The organism is Bacteroides sp. AM23-12 (assembly GCF_003434395.1).
In the GTDB taxonomy this organism is placed as follows: domain Bacteria; phylum Bacteroidota; class Bacteroidia; order Bacteroidales; family Bacteroidaceae; genus Bacteroides; species Bacteroides thetaiotaomicron.
The window spans coordinates 18,427-34,186 of sequence record NZ_QTLF01000034.1 but is presented as its reverse complement, the minus strand read 5'-3'; the positions used below and the strand labels follow the sequence as shown (position 1 = coordinate 34,186).

At 44.6% G+C, this 15,760-nt stretch carries 16 protein-coding genes; 8 read left to right on the top strand and 8 right to left on the bottom strand.

Annotated features, from left to right (window positions below; genetic code table 11):
- Positions 1-15: 15 nt before the first annotated feature.
- The 5 genes from DW640_RS19855 to pstC form a co-directional block, all read right to left on the bottom strand.
- The gene (locus DW640_RS19855) at positions 16-618 is read right to left on the bottom strand and encodes a riboflavin synthase (RefSeq protein WP_008766638.1); all 603 of its coding nucleotides are present in this window, start codon (positions 616-618) and stop codon (positions 16-18) included.
- A 343-nt stretch (positions 619-961) separates the two neighbouring features.
- A complete protein-coding gene (phoU, locus tag DW640_RS19850; protein WP_010538552.1) occupies positions 962-1,651 on the bottom strand; it encodes a phosphate signaling complex protein PhoU in 690 nt (229 codons plus the stop codon).
- Between the two features lie 58 nt (positions 1,652-1,709).
- Positions 1,710-2,468, bottom strand: coding sequence for a phosphate ABC transporter ATP-binding protein PstB (gene pstB / locus DW640_RS19845; protein WP_008762449.1), 759 nt, complete (start codon positions 2,466-2,468; stop codon positions 1,710-1,712).
- A gap of 7 nt (positions 2,469-2,475) precedes the next feature.
- Entirely contained in the window at positions 2,476-3,351 is an 876-nt protein-coding gene (gene pstA / locus DW640_RS19840) for a phosphate ABC transporter permease PstA (protein ID WP_008762448.1), read from the bottom strand.
- 1 nt (position 3,352) lies between these two features.
- A complete protein-coding gene (pstC, locus tag DW640_RS19835; RefSeq protein ID WP_008764958.1) occupies positions 3,353-4,549 on the bottom strand; it encodes a phosphate ABC transporter permease subunit PstC in 1,197 nt (398 codons plus the stop codon).
- A 176-nt stretch (positions 4,550-4,725) separates the two neighbouring features.
- On the opposite strand from pstC, the gene DW640_RS19830 reads away from it, so the two are divergent.
- From DW640_RS19830 to DW640_RS19815, 4 genes are all read left to right on the top strand, one after another.
- A complete protein-coding gene (locus tag DW640_RS19830) occupies positions 4,726-5,538 on the top strand; it encodes a PstS family phosphate ABC transporter substrate-binding protein (RefSeq protein ID WP_008762446.1) in 813 nt (270 codons plus the stop codon).
- 51 nt (positions 5,539-5,589) lie between these two features.
- Positions 5,590-7,329, top strand: a complete 1,740-nt coding sequence (locus DW640_RS19825; protein WP_054960075.1) for a glutamine--tRNA ligase/YqeY domain fusion protein — start codon at positions 5,590-5,592, stop codon at positions 7,327-7,329.
- 204 nt (positions 7,330-7,533) lie between these two features.
- Positions 7,534-8,970: a tetratricopeptide repeat protein gene (locus tag DW640_RS19820; protein WP_117578865.1), complete on the top strand. Its 1,437-nt coding sequence runs from the start codon at positions 7,534-7,536 to the stop codon at positions 8,968-8,970.
- A 30-nt stretch (positions 8,971-9,000) separates the two neighbouring features.
- Complete coding sequence (locus tag DW640_RS19815; RefSeq protein ID WP_008764956.1) at positions 9,001-9,642, top strand: DedA family protein; 642 nt, start codon at positions 9,001-9,003, stop codon at positions 9,640-9,642.
- A 101-nt stretch (positions 9,643-9,743) separates the two neighbouring features.
- On the opposite strand, the gene DW640_RS19810 is transcribed toward DW640_RS19815, so the two are convergent.
- Positions 9,744-10,628, bottom strand: coding sequence for a DUF3078 domain-containing protein (locus DW640_RS19810; RefSeq protein ID WP_008762443.1), 885 nt, complete (start codon positions 10,626-10,628; stop codon positions 9,744-9,746).
- Between the two features lie 152 nt (positions 10,629-10,780).
- On the bottom strand, positions 10,781-11,284 hold the full coding sequence (gene tpx, locus DW640_RS19805; RefSeq protein WP_008762442.1) for a thiol peroxidase: 504 nt from the start codon (positions 11,282-11,284) through the stop codon (positions 10,781-10,783).
- Positions 11,285-11,421: 137 nt separating this feature from the next.
- On the opposite strand from tpx, the gene DW640_RS19800 reads away from it, so the two are divergent.
- The 4 genes from DW640_RS19800 to DW640_RS19785 all read left to right on the top strand — a co-directional run bounded on the left by DW640_RS19800 (position 11,422) and on the right by DW640_RS19785 (position 14,236).
- Positions 11,422-11,985 carry an HdeD family acid-resistance protein gene (locus tag DW640_RS19800; protein WP_008762441.1) on the top strand — a complete coding sequence of 188 codons (564 nt, stop codon included), beginning with the start codon at positions 11,422-11,424 and terminating at the stop codon, positions 11,983-11,985.
- Positions 11,986-12,068: 83 nt separating this feature from the next.
- The gene (locus tag DW640_RS19795; RefSeq protein WP_008762440.1) at positions 12,069-12,548 is read left to right on the top strand and encodes a DUF4494 domain-containing protein; all 480 of its coding nucleotides are present in this window, start codon (positions 12,069-12,071) and stop codon (positions 12,546-12,548) included.
- 6 nt (positions 12,549-12,554) lie between these two features.
- The gene (locus DW640_RS19790) at positions 12,555-13,223 is read left to right on the top strand and encodes a YggS family pyridoxal phosphate-dependent enzyme (RefSeq protein ID WP_016267232.1); all 669 of its coding nucleotides are present in this window, start codon (positions 12,555-12,557) and stop codon (positions 13,221-13,223) included.
- Positions 13,224-13,255: 32 nt separating this feature from the next.
- On the top strand, positions 13,256-14,236 hold the full coding sequence (locus DW640_RS19785; protein ID WP_016267231.1) for a dihydroorotate dehydrogenase-like protein: 981 nt from the start codon (positions 13,256-13,258) through the stop codon (positions 14,234-14,236).
- Positions 14,237-14,342: 106 nt separating this feature from the next.
- On the opposite strand, the gene DW640_RS19780 is transcribed toward DW640_RS19785, so the two are convergent.
- Positions 14,343-15,668, bottom strand: a complete 1,326-nt coding sequence (locus DW640_RS19780) for a PhoH family protein (RefSeq protein WP_008764954.1) — start codon at positions 15,666-15,668, stop codon at positions 14,343-14,345.
- Positions 15,669-15,760 lie beyond the last annotated feature (92 nt).

Below are 15,760 nucleotides of genomic sequence, written 5' to 3'. Positions count from 1 at the left end.
ACATCTATTTTTTAATTATCTATACTGAATCATCCGGCTGATATACTTACCGATGATATCAAATTCGATATTCACTACGCTACCGATTTCAAATGTATGAAAGTTGGTATATTCGTAAGTATAAGGTATGATAGCTACCTGGAAAGTATCATCCGTCGGATTGCATACCGTCAGACTGACACCATTAACAGTCACCGAACCCTTGTCTACCGTGATATAGCCACGTTTCGCCATTTCTTTATCAAATGCATATTTAAATGTAAAATACCAGCTTCCTTCCGCATCCTTGATTTCCACACAAGTAGCCGTCTGATCTACGTGTCCCTGCACGATATGTCCATCCAGTCGGCCATTCATCATCATGCTGCGCTCTACATTCACCTTATCGCCCACTTTCAGCAAACCAAGATTCGAACGGTCCAGCGTTTCTTTCATGGCAGTTACCGTATACGTATCATCAGTCAGACTCACTACCGTCAGGCATACTCCGTTGTGAGAAATACTCTGATCAATCTTCAGCTCATTTACAAACGAACACTTAAATGTAAAGTGTATATTCTCCTGGTCTTTCACCAGTGCTACCAAAGTAGCGTACTCTTCTACGATTCCAGAAAACATAATGTTATTTATTTTAGTACGGCTCAAAGATACAAATAAGGAAGGAGCTTAAAAAATAAGAGCAAAAAAAAATGGGGCTTTTCACAAAGCTCCATTTTTCAGTTTTCAATAGGTATTAGTTTTTTTTTAAGGTAAAAAGATTGTTTTCAGGATAACGGTGCAAATATAGTCGCTTTTACTGATACTCTCCAAATTATAAAACATGTCATATAACATCTTTTTGAAATTTCTTTGGATTTATTATCATTTGACGCAAAACCGCCCATAACTTGTCCGTTACAAGGGACAAATATAGGATTATTTTCTAAGTAGCCCTAATTTTTGTTTAAAAACATGCAAAAAATTACGATTTCGGGTAGTTTTCGTCCACTTTTCCGCTATGTTTTAAGACTTTCGCATCAATAAAGAAGACTATTTCTTCGGCTATATTAGTAATATGGTCGCCCGAACGCTCCAGTTTGCGGAACACGCCAACCAAGTCAACACAAGTATGCGCCGTCTCCGGATGTTCACGGATATAATCTGCCAGGATGCCTGTGGCTTCCGCATTGATATCATCCAGCAAGTTATCTTTGCCGAATACCGCCGTTGCCATTTCAATATTCTCTTCGTTCAAGGCACGTTTTGCCAGTTCCAGCATGGACAATACCTCTGCCTGCATCTCTCCCAAACGCAGACGAGCCAGCAAATCGGCGTCCAGCACCGGTTCTTTACAGCGAATAACGAAACGGGCTATCCCTTCTGCAAAGTCTCCCAGACGTTCCAGATTTGTATTGATTTTCAGCATTGCCAGCACAAATCGGAGATCAATCGCCACCGGATTGTACAACGCAATGATATCCTCTATATCACTGTCGATCTTCAGTTCAAAGGCATTCACCCGACGTTCGCGAACCATTACCTGTTGTGCCAGTTCCTTGTCAAGTGTCATGACTGCTTCCCCTGCACGGTCAAGCTGATTGTACACCAGTGTCCACATTTCATCCACTTCTTTCTTCAATAGAATGAGTTCCGATTCTATAAACTTTACCATAGTCTATTTATATATAAATGATTAATATTCTCGTTTTTCACAAACACTCCGGTGGCGCTTAGCCGAAACGTCCTGTGATATAATTCTGGGTAGCCTCTTTCTCAGGGTTGGTGAATATCCTTTTCGTATCACCATACTCTACCATCTCTCCCAAGTAGAAGAAAGCCGTCTTGTCACTGACACGTGCTGCCTGCTGCATATTGTGAGTTACGATCACGATTGTATAGTCCTTCTTCAGTTCATGAATCAGTTCCTCTACTTTGGCTGTAGAAATAGGATCGAGCGCAGAAGCCGGTTCATCCATCAACAGTACCGAAGGAGATACCGCCATGGCACGGGCAATACAGAGACGTTGCTGCTGTCCGCCGGATAAAGCATAGGCAGACTCTTTCAGTTTATCTTTCACCTCATCCCAAAGCGCAGCCCCTTTCAGCGTCTCTTCTACCCGCTGACGGATGAAAGCGTTATCTTTCACTCCATTGACGCGAAGCCCGTAAGCGACATTCTCGAATATGCTTTTCGGGAAAGGGTTAGGGCGTTGGAAAACCATGCCCACATTCTTGCGAAGCTCGTCCACTTCCACCCCTTTGGCATAAATATTATGCCCGTCAATCCGGATTTCACCTTCCAGACGGGTAGCGGGAATCAAGTCGTTCATCCGGTTGAAAAGACGAAGGAAAGTCGATTTACCACATCCCGACGGTCCGATAAAGGCAACTACAGACTTTTCTTCAATCTCCATGCTGATCCCTTTCAAGGCATGAAAATCACCATACCAGAAGTTTACATCACGCGCATCTATTTTTATTGTATCCATATACTTATCAATTCGTTTTTACTCTTTTCTCGAAATATTTTCTCAATGCATTTGCCAGCAGATTAACCAGAAGGATAATCACAATCAGTACCAAAGCCGTACCATAAGCCAACGGCAACTGCGCTTCCATATCCGTTCCGCTGGTCGAAATCACATACAGGTGATACGGCAGCGCCATACACTGGTCCAGAATACTCGTCGGCAACTGCGGCAGGAAGTAAGCGGCACAGGTAAACAGAATCGGTGCCGTCTCGCCTGAAACACGTCCCAAAGCAAGGATTAATCCCGTAATGATGTTCGGCATCCCCATCGGAAGAATCACATGCCAGATCGTCTGCAATCTGGTAGCCCCCAATGCCCTGCTTCCTTCACGCATACTGTCGGGAATCGCTTTCAATGCCTCCTCCGTAGTACGAATAACCAAAGGTACGCAAAGTAAACCTAACGTCAAAGAACCCGCCAGAATACTGTCACCAAAGCCCATATAATTGACAAACAGCGCCATACCGAACAGACCGAAAACGATAGAAGGAATACCGCTCAGATTGTTCGTCATCACTCGTATAAAACGTACCAGCTTCCCTTTCGGAGCATATTCATTCATATAGATTCCACTCATCACTCCCACTGGAAAAGCGAAAAGCGCACTGCCAACCATCAGATAGAAAGTACCGACAATAGCCGGCCAGATACCTCCGCCGGTCATCCCGTCCGTAGGTGCCGAAGTGATGAACTCCCAACTGATAGCGCCCGCTCCCTTATATATAATGAAACCGAGAATCGCAAACAAAATCAACACTATGCAGAGACTCAACAACCGGAAAATTCCGAAAGCCAGCCTCTGAGAACGGTGTTTCGCTTTATTATTACTTCGTATTTCCATATCACTTGCTACGTTTTATTCCTTTAGAAGAGATATACTCCACGCTAAAGTTGATGATTAATGTTATAAAGAACAGTACGACACCCAACAGGAACAACGCTTCGTAGTGCGGTCCTCCTGCCGGAGCTTCTCCCAGTTCCGCCGCAATCGTTGCCGGAATCGTGCGGAGCGGTTCGAGAATTGTTGTCGGTATCACTGCGGCATTACCCGTTACCATCAATACTGCCATCGTCTCTCCGATAGCACGTCCGATGCCCAACACCACGCCAGAAGTGATTCCGGAGATCGAATAGGGAATCACGACCTTATATATAGTCTGCCACTGCGAAGCTCCCAGCGCCAGACTTGCTTCCCGCATCGAACGCGGACAATTGCGCATGGCATCTTCGGTAACTGTTATGATAGTAGGCAGCGCCATGATAGCCAGGATGATACTTCCCGCCAAACCGCTCTCCCCTACCGGCAGATCAAAGAATTTCTGAATCAGCGGAACGATGACGATCAGGCCGAAAAAACCATAAACCACCGAAGGAATACCACTCAGCAGCTCAATAATCGGTTTCAGCCAGTTACGCACCTTCGGATTGGCGACCTCAGACATATAGATAGATACCGAAAGCCCGAACGGAAGTGCAAAAAGTATAGCGAACAGACTCACCCACAAGGTACCCGCTATCAACGGCAGAAACCCGAATAAGGCGGCAGGAGTCGCTGTCGGAAACCATTCGGCACCCGCAAAGACATCCTTTACCGAAATGGTATTATCCTTGATAAAATGCACTGCATCGGGCTGCACTATAAATTTCTGCGGGACAAAAGCCACGATACCGGGCGTCTTCTCCACCAACTGCGTGATTCTTTCGCCAGCATACTCGTAAGCCGGACCCAGTTCTTCCTCCGTATAATACTCCGTGATGTCTTCCAAACGAAAAACCCGGATAGGGAGATCCTCCCCACCGAGTTCTTTCCAATTCGTTATCTCCTCGTCGAAAACGTCCTTTATCTGAGCAGGACTCAGCGTATTTACCTTATTGCCTTTGTTCAAAGCCAACACGTACCCTTCTTCAATCACCTTGCTATTGAACAGCCCGAAAGCCTCCGTAAACAGGAAAAGCACGATCAGCAGGATTGTAATACTTGTTACGAAACCGCTACAAGTCAGAATTCCTTCTATTATTTTCTCAAAAATCTTCTTCATACCTATTGGTTTTCTGATGCAAAGAAAGCAACTCCTTATTAAGGAGGTGTGACTAACGTTTGAAGGAAGTATTTCAATGCTGTTACATTTGTGTTACAAACATTATTTCTCCCTTATCTGAAACAAAAATGTAATATGCGATTGTTTTATTTGCACCAACAATAAAAAGAATAATTATGAAAGTGAGAAGAAATTTATTAATCGCCCTTTCCCTTCTGTCTCTCAGCGCCAACGCACAGCGTATCAAAGGCAGCGACACCGTATTGCCTGTTGCCCAACAAACAGCAGAGCGATTTATGAATCAGCATCCGGATGCGCGGGTCACTGTCACCGGAGGAGGCACCGGGGTCGGCATCTCCGCACTGATGGATAATACGACGGATATTGCCATGGCTTCCCGTCCGATCAAATTCAGCGAAAAGATGAAAACCAAAGAAGCCGGACAAGAGGTGGACGAGGTGATCGTAGCCTACGACGCCCTTGCCGTAGTGGTGCACCCTTCCAATCCGGTGAAACAGCTCACCCGCCAGCAGCTGGAAGATATCTTCCGCGGAAAAATCACCAACTGGAAGCAAGTGGGCGGAGACGACCGCAAAATAGTTGTCTATTCCCGCGAAACCTCTTCGGGAACTTACGAATTCTTCAAGGAAAACGTGCTGAAAAACAAGAACTATATGGCAGGCAGCCTTTCCATGCCCGCCACAGGTGCTATCATCCAGTCCGTCAGCCAGACGAAGGGAGCCATCGGGTACGTCGGGCTGGCATACGTATCTCCCCGCACCAAAACGCTTTCCGTTTCGTATGACGGAAGCCACTACGCCGCCCCGACAGTGGAGAACGCAACGAACAAGACTTATCCCATTGTCCGCCCCCTTTATTACTATTATAATGTGAAGAACAAAGAGCAGGTAGCTCCTCTGATCAACTTCATTCTTTCGCCCGAAGGACAGGAGATTATAAAAAAGAGCGGTTATATTCCAGTAAAATAAAAAAAATGTCCTACTTTTGTAGCCTATAAATAGAGTTAACATTTTAACGTTATGACAGATATTAAAAACGAAGACACAGGCGATAAGAAAAGCCTGAACTTTATTGAACAGGCAGTAGAGAAGGATTTGAAGGAAGGTAAAAATGGTGGAAAAGTGCAGACCCGCTTCCCGCCCGAGCCGAACGGATACCTTCACATCGGTCATGCCAAAGCTATTTGCCTTGATTTCGGCATCGCTGCCAGACATGGCGGTGTATGTAACCTTCGTTTCGACGACACAAACCCGACCAAAGAGGACGTGGAATACGTAGAAGCCATCAAAGAAGATATTCAATGGCTTGGCTACCAATGGGGAAACGAATACTACGCTTCCGACTATTTCCAGCAATTATGGGACTTCGCCATCCGCCTCATCGAGGAAGGAAAAGCATATATCGACGAGCAAACAGCTGAACAGATTGCCCAGCAAAAAGGTACTCCCACGCAAGCAGGTGTGAACAGCCCGTACCGTGACCGCCCAATCGAAGAAAGCCTGGAACTCTTCAAGAAGATGAACAGCGGTGAGATAGAAGAAGGCGCTATGGTACTCCGTGCCAAAATCGACATGGCCAATCCTAATATGCACTTCCGCGACCCGATCATCTATCGTGTCGTGAAGCATCCGCACCACCGCACAGGTACTACCTGGAAGGCTTATCCGATGTACGACTTCGCCCACGGACAGAGTGACTTCTTCGAAGGAGTAACCCACTCTCTGTGTACGCTCGAATTTGTGGTACACCGTCCGCTCTATGATCTCTTCATCGACTGGCTGAAAGAAGGTAAGGATCTGAACGACAACCGTCCCCGTCAGACTGAGTTCAACAAGCTGAACCTGAGCTACACGCTGATGAGCAAACGCAACCTGCTGACGCTGGTAAAAGAAGGATTGGTGAACGGATGGGACGATCCCCGTATGCCGACTATCTGCGGCTTCCGCCGTCGTGGTTATTCTCCGGAATCTATTCATAAATTTATCGATAAAATCGGTTATACGACTTACGATGCCCTGAACGATATCGCATTGCTGGAAAGCTCCGTACGTGACGATCTGAACAGCCGTGCTACCCGCGTATCTGCTGTCATCAACCCGGTGAAACTCATCATCACCAACTATCCGGAAGGACAAGTGGAGGAACTGGAAGCTATCAACAATCCGGAAGATCCGGAAGCAGGAAGCCACATGATCGAGTTCAGCCGTGAATTATGGATGGAACGCGAAGACTTTATGGAAGACGCGCCCAAGAAATATTTCCGCATGACTCCGGGACAGGAAGTACGCCTCAAAAACGCTTACATCGTAAAATGTACCGGATGCAAGAAGGATGAGAACGGCGTAATCACAGAAGTATATTGTGAATATGACGCGAACACCCGCAGCGGTATGCCGGATGCCAACCGCAAAGTGAAAGGTACGCTCCACTGGGTAAGCTGCAACCACTGCCTGCAAGCAGAAGTACGCCTCTACGACCGTCTGTGGAAAGTAGAAAACCCACGCGACGAACTGGCTGCCATCCGTGAAGCAAAGAACTGCGAAGCTCTGGAAGCAATGAAGGAAATCATCAATCCGGATTCTTTGAAAGTTCTGCCGAATTGCTATATCGAGAAGTTTGCGGCAACCTTGCCTGTGCTCTCATACCTGCAATTCCAACGCATCGGTTATTTCAATATCGACAAAGACTCGACTCCGGAGAAACTTGTATTCAACCGCACGGTAGGATTAAAGGATACCTGGGGCAAAATCAATAAATAAAATTCAGCCCTCACAGGCTACTTAAACATAAAAAGGCAGTGCCAAAAGCCGAATAAGGAATAAATCTATGATATTATTCAGGCACGGATTACACGGATTGCACGGATTTAAAGAGTTCACGTAACTTACAAGCCGCTTCAATCTGTGTAATCCGTGCCTAAACATCTTTTTAGCGCTGCTTTATTCAAATCAAAATAAATCAGAATGGGGAGAAAAAATTCACCGTCCGCAAATAAAGAACTAAACGAGTTAATCGCTCAATATGAAACGGCAAAAGCAGAAAACCGACAACTCTATCTGGACGGAGACCAACTAGCCGACATTGCTGACCGATACGCTGCCGAACGGAAATTCGACGAAGCGCAAGAGGTCATAACTTACGGCCTCCACCTGCATCCCGACAGCACAGATCTACTGGTAGAGCAGGCCTATCTTTATCTTGATACCGGTAAAATACCTCTGGCGAAAAAAGTTGCAGAAAGCATCACAGATGATTATATTACTGATGTAAAAATGCTGAAAGCGGAACTTCTGCTGAACGAAGGACAACTGGAAGCAGCCCGAAGCACATTAGATACCATAGAAGATACGGATGAACTGGAAACAATTATTAACATCATCTATCTCTATATGGATATGGAATACCCCGAAGCCGCCAAGGAATGGTTGGATAAAGGTACCCCCCGATTCGGTAAAAAAGAAGATTTCATAGCTGTCATGGCAGACTATCTCGCAGGCACCAATGAACTCGAAGCCGCATCGACCTATTACAATCAACTGATTGATATGGACCCTTACAATGCCAGTTACTGGGTGGGACTTGCCAAATGCCGCTTTGCAGCTGAAGACAGCGAAAAAGCAATCGAAGCCTGTGACTTTGCACTGGCTGCCGACGAGACGTTTGGAGAAGCCTACGCTTACCGCGGACATTGCTATTTCTATCTGAACAATTCGGATGCCGCCATTGAGAATTATACAAAGGCGATAGAATACAAAGCCTTTCCTCCCGAAATGGGTTACATGTTTTTGGGGATGGCATATTCCAACAAAGGAGCATGGCAAGAAGCAGACGATTGCTACCAACGTGTCATCGACCGTTTTGTAGCAGACGGAGCCGGCAACTCTCCTCTATTGATAGATACTTATACCAACAAAGCTGTAGCCGCCTCCCAACTAGGCAAGCATGAGGAAGCGCATCTGTTATGTAAAAAAGCCAAAAAGATCCAGCCGGATGATCCCGGTATCCATCTGACAGAAGGTAAACTCTACATGAAGGAAGGTCAGAAAAAAAAGGCAGTCAAGGCTTTTGACAAAGCACTGGTGATGGAACCGAGTGCAGAAATGTGGTATTTGGTAGCTTTGGCCTATTCGGACGCAGAGTACTTATATCAAGCCAAACTCTGTTTTGAAGAGTCATACCGGATTGATCCCAACTATGCAGACGTCACAGAGAAACTGAGTATTCTCAGTCTGATGCATAACGAGATAGACGACTTCTTCAAGTACAACAGTGAAAGTGCCCATCCGATCAGCGAGGACATCATTCTGGATCTGCTGTCCAGACCTAACCAAACGGAGGAAGGCGAACAAATGCTCAAAGAAGTCTGGAAGCGCATGAAGAAAGAGAAAGGAAATAAATAATTATATTAATAAACTTTAGCCCAAAAACACATGGAATCAGTAGCTTTTATCCAGTGGTGTCTCGAACATCTGAATTATTGGACAATCACTTTATTAATGACTATAGAAAGCTCCTTCATCCCTTTCCCATCGGAAGTGATCATCCCGCCGGCAGCATACAAAGCAGCTGTCAATGACGAGCTTAATATTTACTTGGTAGTCTTATTTGCCACCATCGGTGCAGATATCGGCGCATTAATCAACTATTATCTGGCCAAATGGCTGGGACGTCCCATTATTTATAAATTTGCCAACAGCCGCATCGGGCACATGTGTCTGATCGACGAAGCCAAAGTACAACATGCCGAATCTTATTTCGACAAGCATGGCGCACTTTCCACCTTCATCGGCCGATTGATTCCGGCAGTTCGCCAACTGATTTCCATACCGGCAGGACTTGCCCGCATGAAAATGCACACCTTCCTGTTGTATACCACTATCGGAGCCGGATTATGGAATACAATCCTCGCCGTAATCGGGTATTACCTCTCGACAGTGCCCGGCATCGAAAGCGAAGAACAACTGATTGCCAAAGTAACAGAATACAGCCACGAAATCGGCTATTGCTTCATCGCAATCGGAATATTCATCGTGGGCTTTCTGGTTTATAAAGGAATGAAGAGAAATAAATAATAAGTATTAGGTAATAAGTATTAAGTATTAACCGAAGCTGCTGTGTTATCAGCTTATCCGCATGGTTTAATACTTAATACTTATTACCTAATACCTATTACCTAAAAATTAAACTGCACTCCTACGCCCAGTACTTCTTTGAATTGCAGGCGTGATCCTTTGCTGCCGTCTTTCTGAACTATTTTGATATCATCGTCATAGACCATATTGGTAGTCAGCGTAGTGGAGAACCATTTGTTGATTGCCATATTAATCTGCACTTCCCAGTTCACATCAATATTCTGAGGTTTATGCAAGTAGTCAGAATACAAGTCCAGACGGGAATATACAGTCATGTTCTTTAAGAATTCATATTTCACCTCTCCTTTCAGATTAGCACCGAAGCTCGACAAAAGATGTTTGCCGGGATCGACACCAAAAGCGCCTTCATCAGACAAACGGTCATTTAGAACAAAGGTGCCGCGCCAAGAGGCAGGAGACAATACAACCGTGAAAATCTTTCCCGGATCATATGTGAATCCCAAACCGGTAGTCAGATATGCCGGAGACATAAATTCGGAGATAGCGACATCCTTATTGACTGAATAGTCGTATCCTGGCGAGAATTGTGTCTGGAAAGTGGTAAATGCACTTGCATACCAGTTTTTGGCGATAGAATACCCATAGTTGGTATTCATATATATTTTATCATTGGCCTTTCTCATGCCATCCTCCCCTGTCTTATTCAAGCCATAAGCCAGTTCAAGACGGTTGTTCCATATATGCTTTCCCTTTTTATAGTTAGCCTGATAAGTACCTTGCAAGTCAAAAGCGACAGAATTGTCACCTCCGGCAGACCAGTTGGTCAAACTAACCTGCGTCAGCTTGAGTCCGGCAAAACCTTCCGTTGTCCAGGGAGAAGTTTGTGTACTATCGGCCGTTTGAGCCGACAAGTGTGCAGCGCCCATACCTAACAGGGCGATGAAGAAAAATCGAATTTTGTCCATGTGGTTAAGGTTTAATGTAAAGTAATAGGTAATAGGTATTAAGTAATAAGTATTAAGTAATACTCCGCATAATTAATGCCAATAATGAAATAAGCGACTTCGGCTAATACTTATTACCTAATACTTATTACTTAATACCTAATACTTATTACCTATTCTTTAACTGCCGCCAATGCCTTCTCATAGTCAGGTTCCTGAGTAATCTCCGGAACAAGTTCCGTATATGCTACTTTGCCGTCTTTGCCGATTACGACTACTGCACGTGCCAGTAAGCCTGCCAACGGTCCGTCTGCCATACGCAGTCCGTAGCTCTCGTCAAAATCAGAGAAACGGAAATCTGACAATGGAATTACGTTTTCGATGCCTTCCGTCGTACAGAAACGTGCGTGGGCAAAAGGAAGGTCTTTGGAGATAGCCAATACTACCGTATCTTTCAGACCTGCTCCCATTTTATTAAATTTGCGTACCGATGTTGCACAGACACTGGTATCCAGGCTTGGAAAAATATTTAGAATCACATTTTTGCCGTTCAGGTCTTTCAGGGAGAAAGAAGACAAATCTGTTTTTACTAACTCAAAGTCAGGAGCGACTTTACCTACTTGTATAAATTCACCGATCAGTTTCACCGGTTGTCCTTTGAAATTTGTTGTTGCCATATTGCATTTACATTTTAAAATTACTTTATAATAAAAACAACTTATCCCCGGAATATGTTCACACGAAAACCTTTTCTAAAATCAATTTGTTATTCCTCCACAAATTCACAGAGTATTCATTTAAAATTAAAGAACGTATGGAAACTGTTTTCAATGAGATCAAACATTCAGTAAAAAACTGGTGGACCTCTCTCCTGTTAGGAATCGTGTATATTATTGTCGCCCTTTGGCTTATGTTCTCACCTCTCAGCAGCTATGTGGCACTTAGCATCGTTTTCAGCATATCGATGCTGATAAGCGGTATTCTCGAAATTATATTCTCCCTCAGCAACCGCAAGGGAGTACCGAGTTGGGGCTGGTATCTGGTAGGAGGAATTATCGACCTTATCTTAGGTATTTACCTGATTGCCTATCCGATGGTCAGCATGGAAGTGATTCCGTTTATCATCGCCTTCTGGCTCATGTTCCGGGGCTTTTCCTCTACCGGCTATTCCATCGACCTCAAACGTTACGGCACCCGCGACTGGGGCTGGTATATGGCCTTCGGTATCCTCGCCATCATCTGTGCTCTCATCATATTATGGCAACCGGCAGTAGGTGCATTGTACGTGGTCTACATGATTTCCTTTACTTTCTTCATCATCGGACTTTTCCGCGTCATGCTTTCGTTCGAATTGAGGAATCTGCATAAAAGAAAATAAAAATCTTTCGGTAGTTACTTCGTATTTTGTTTATCTTTGTAGGCAATTTACACGAATCAATAAACTAAAAAAGAAGAAAAATTATGGCAATGCATACTTGGTTTGAGTGCAAAATCCGTTACGAGAAAACGATGGAAAACGGAATGCAGAAGAAAGTGACTGAACCTTATCTGGTAGATGCACTCAGCTTTACAGAAGCAGAAGCACGTATTATCGAGGAGATGACTCCATTTATAACAGGAGAATTTACAGTATCGGACATTAAACGTGCCAACTATAGCGAACTTTTCCCCAGCGACGAGGAAAGTGCCGACCGCTGGTTTAAGTGCAAACTTATCTTTATCACCCTTGACGAAAAAAGCGGTGCAGAGAAAAAGACTTCTACCCAAGTGCTGGTTCAGGCTGCCGACTTGCGCGACGCAGTGAAGAAGCTGGATGAAGGCATGAAAGGAACGATGGCCGACTACCAGATCGGTATGGTATCCGAGACCCCGTTGATGGATGTATATCCTTACAGTGCCGGACCGAATGACAAACCAGAGTTTGATCCGTCAAAAGCATAAGTAACCATGAGTATTGCTGACAATCTTAAGCAAGTGCTGGCCGAACTCCCACAAGGAGTCCGGCTGGTTGCTGTCTCAAAATTCCATCCCAATGAAGCGATAGAAGAGGCTTATCAGGCGGGACAGCGTATTTTCGGAGAAAGCAAAGTGCAGGAAATGACAGCTAAATACGAAACGTTGCCGAAAGACATCGAATGGCATTTTATCGGGCACTTGCAGACAAACAAGATCAAATACATGATCCCCTACGTAGCGATGATACATGGAATCGATACGTACAAACTGCTGACGGAAGTCAACAAGCAAGCTGCCAAAGCGGGACGTATCGTGAACTGTCTGTTACAGATTCACGTTGCACAGGAAGAGACCAAGTTCGGTTTCAGCCCCGAAGAATGCAAGGATATGCTGCATGCCGGCGAATGGAAAGAACTGTCTCACGTACGCATCTGCGGATTGATGGGAATGGCAAGCAACACCGATGATGTTGAACAAATTAACCAGGAATTTTGTTTACTGAATAGGCTCTTTCAGGAAATAAAAGCAAACTGGTTTGCCGATTCAGATACTTTCCGTGAATTGTCGATGGGTATGTCACATGACTATCACGAAGCAATCGCCGCAGGAAGCACTCTGGTACGGGTAGGAAGCAAGATATTCGGAGAAAGAAACTATTAATCAGTAGCCAACTACTTTAAAAAGATATAATTATGACCGATTTAAAAACTACTTTCGCAGGGCTTTCTCTCAGAAACCCAATCATTATCAGTAGTTCGGGACTGACCAACAGTGCCGGCAAAAATAAGAGACTGGCAGAAGCAGGTGCAGGTGCCATCGTACTGAAATCTCTGTTTGAGGAGCAAATCATGCTGGAAGCGGATCAACTGAAAGATCCCGCTTTTTATCCGGAAGCAAGCGATTATCTGGAAGAATATATCCGTGAACATAAATTAGCTGAATATCTCACCTTAATCAAGGAAAGCAAAAAAGAGTGTAACATCCCCATCATAGCCAGCATCAACTGCTATTCGGATGCGGAATGGATAGACTTTGCCAAACAGATACAGGAAGCCGGTGCCGATGCACTGGAAATCAATATTCTGGCATTGCAATCGGATGTACAATATACGTACGGTTCATTTGAGCAGCGTCATATCGACATCCTGCGTCATATCAAACGGACAGTAAGCATTCCGGTGATTATGAAACTGGGGGACAACCTGACAAATCCTGTAGCTCTGATCGATCAGCTGTACGCTAACGGAGCAGCTGCAGTGGTTCTCTTCAACCGTTTCTACCAGCCGGATATCAATATCGAGAATATGGAACAAATATCCGGTGCAGTATTCAGCACTTCCACCGATCTTGCCACTCCTCTCCGTTGGATTGGAATCGCATCCTCAGTGGTAGACAAAATCGATTATGCAGCCTCCGGTGGTGTTTCCAGTCCGGAAGCAGTAGTAAAAGCAATCCTTGCCGGAGCTACTGCCGTAGAAGTTTGCAGCGCTGTCTATCAGAACACGAACGCATTCATCGGAGAATCCACCCGCTTCTTATCTGCATGGATGGAACGGAAAGGTTTCGAAAGTATTGCTCAGTTCAAAGGAAAACTGAATATTAAAGACGTTCAAGGCATCAATACGTTCGAACGTACGCAATTCCTAAAATATTTCGGTAAGAAAGAAAATTAAGAATGAAGGACTAGAAACAAAGAATAAAAAAGAAGAATGAAGAATCCGCCGGCGCATTTATACTACCGGTAATTCTTCATTCTTCTTTTTTTTAGTTCTTTATTATTTATAACAGATTACTGGCCAACTCACTCAACTGACTGCGTTCGCCTTTCACCAGATTGACATGTGCAAAGATATTCTGGTCTTTCATACGGTCGATCATATATACAAGACCATTGGACTGGCTATCCAGATACGGCTGGTCAATCTGCTGGATATCTCCCGTAAACACCATCTTCGTGCCTTCGCCTGCACGGGTAATAATCGTTTTTATTTCATTCGGAGTCAGGTTCTGCGCTTCGTCAATGATACAGTACATTTCACTCAAACTACGCCCGCGGATAAATGCCAGCGCTTCAATCACCAGTTGCTCGCTCTTCTGCATATCTTCGATACGTTTCACTTCGGTCGAATTAGCGGCAAACTGACGTTTGATCACATTCAGGTTGTCAAACAGCGGTTGCATATATGGAGCAACTTTTTCCTGTGCGTCTCCCGGAAGGAAACCGATATCCTTGTTGGACAACGCCACCACCGGACGTGCCAGCAATACTTGCTTATAATCAGTCAACTTACCTAAAGCTGCCGCTAAAGCCAGCAATGTCTTACCCGTTCCTGCCTTTCCTGTCAATGCCACCAGTTTGACGTTCGGATCGTTCAGTATCTCGAAAGCAAAACTCTGTTCGGCATTGCGAGGTTCAATGCCATAGTTGCGTCCCTTCGTGACGCGGCAGATGGAATGGGTAAAAGGATTGTAGCGTGCCAGTACACTGTTCCGGTCACTCTTCAGAACAAAGCATTCGTTAGGATGAATGACGTCTTTAAAGTCAAATTCACTCAGGTCGATGCCTTCTTTGGAGGAATAGATGCGGTCGATTAATGCCGGATCCACGTTTTCAAAGATCTCATTGGATTTCTCGAATATATCGACATTGGATACTTTATCTGTGATATAGTCTTCGCTGGTAATACCGATGGAACGTGCCTTCATACGCAGATTCACATCCTTGGTCACTAAGATAGCCGGAGTCTTCGGATATTTACCCGCCAGATATTCAACGGCTGCCAATATCAGATGATCGGGTTTCTTCACCGGAAAAGATTCATGAACTTTGGGAGCATCCACATTGCCGGGGACAATGAACAAGCGTCCCAATCCTTCTCCCAGACTCACTCCTTTAGAGAAAAGTTCGTCACTTGTCAGCAAATCCAGTTCCCGGACAAACTCACGGGCATTGAAATTAATCTGCTCGTTTCCTTTCTTGAACTTGTCCAGTTCTTCCAGTACGACAAGGGGGAGATAAATATCATTTTCCTGAAAATTCTTCAAACAATTATAGTCGTGAAGAATAACATTTGTGTCAATTACAAAATTTTTCTTAGTTCCCATGATTTCTTAGATTTTAATGTTGATATTTGCAGTCTCATTCATCAATCCTCCGTTTACAGTTGGAATGATGGTTCTAAAGATAAACAATTTTG

Coding starts and splice junctions, on each gene's coding strand:
- DW640_RS19855 (WP_008766638.1), bottom strand. CDS start 618: ATGTTTTCTGGAATCGTAGAAGAGTACGCTACTTTGGTAGCACTGGTG.
- phoU (WP_010538552.1), bottom strand. CDS start 1,651: ATGGTAAAGTTTATAGAATCGGAACTCATTCTATTGAAGAAAGAAGTG.
- pstB (WP_008762449.1), bottom strand. CDS start 2,468: ATGGATACAATAAAAATAGATGCGCGTGATGTAAACTTCTGGTATGGT.
- pstA (WP_008762448.1), bottom strand. CDS start 3,351: ATGGAAATACGAAGTAATAATAAAGCGAAACACCGTTCTCAGAGGCTG.
- pstC (WP_008764958.1), bottom strand. CDS start 4,549: ATGAAGAAGATTTTTGAGAAAATAATAGAAGGAATTCTGACTTGTAGC.
- DW640_RS19830 (WP_008762446.1), top strand. CDS start 4,726: ATGAAAGTGAGAAGAAATTTATTAATCGCCCTTTCCCTTCTGTCTCTC.
- DW640_RS19825 (WP_054960075.1), top strand. CDS start 5,590: ATGACAGATATTAAAAACGAAGACACAGGCGATAAGAAAAGCCTGAAC.
- DW640_RS19820 (WP_117578865.1), top strand. CDS start 7,534: ATGGGGAGAAAAAATTCACCGTCCGCAAATAAAGAACTAAACGAGTTA.
- DW640_RS19815 (WP_008764956.1), top strand. CDS start 9,001: ATGGAATCAGTAGCTTTTATCCAGTGGTGTCTCGAACATCTGAATTAT.
- DW640_RS19810 (WP_008762443.1), bottom strand. CDS start 10,628: ATGGACAAAATTCGATTTTTCTTCATCGCCCTGTTAGGTATGGGCGCT.
- tpx (WP_008762442.1), bottom strand. CDS start 11,284: ATGGCAACAACAAATTTCAAAGGACAACCGGTGAAACTGATCGGTGAA.
- DW640_RS19800 (WP_008762441.1), top strand. CDS start 11,422: ATGGAAACTGTTTTCAATGAGATCAAACATTCAGTAAAAAACTGGTGG.
- DW640_RS19795 (WP_008762440.1), top strand. CDS start 12,069: ATGGCAATGCATACTTGGTTTGAGTGCAAAATCCGTTACGAGAAAACG.
- DW640_RS19790 (WP_016267232.1), top strand. CDS start 12,555: ATGAGTATTGCTGACAATCTTAAGCAAGTGCTGGCCGAACTCCCACAA.
- DW640_RS19785 (WP_016267231.1), top strand. CDS start 13,256: ATGACCGATTTAAAAACTACTTTCGCAGGGCTTTCTCTCAGAAACCCA.
- DW640_RS19780 (WP_008764954.1), bottom strand. CDS start 15,668: ATGGGAACTAAGAAAAATTTTGTAATTGACACAAATGTTATTCTTCAC.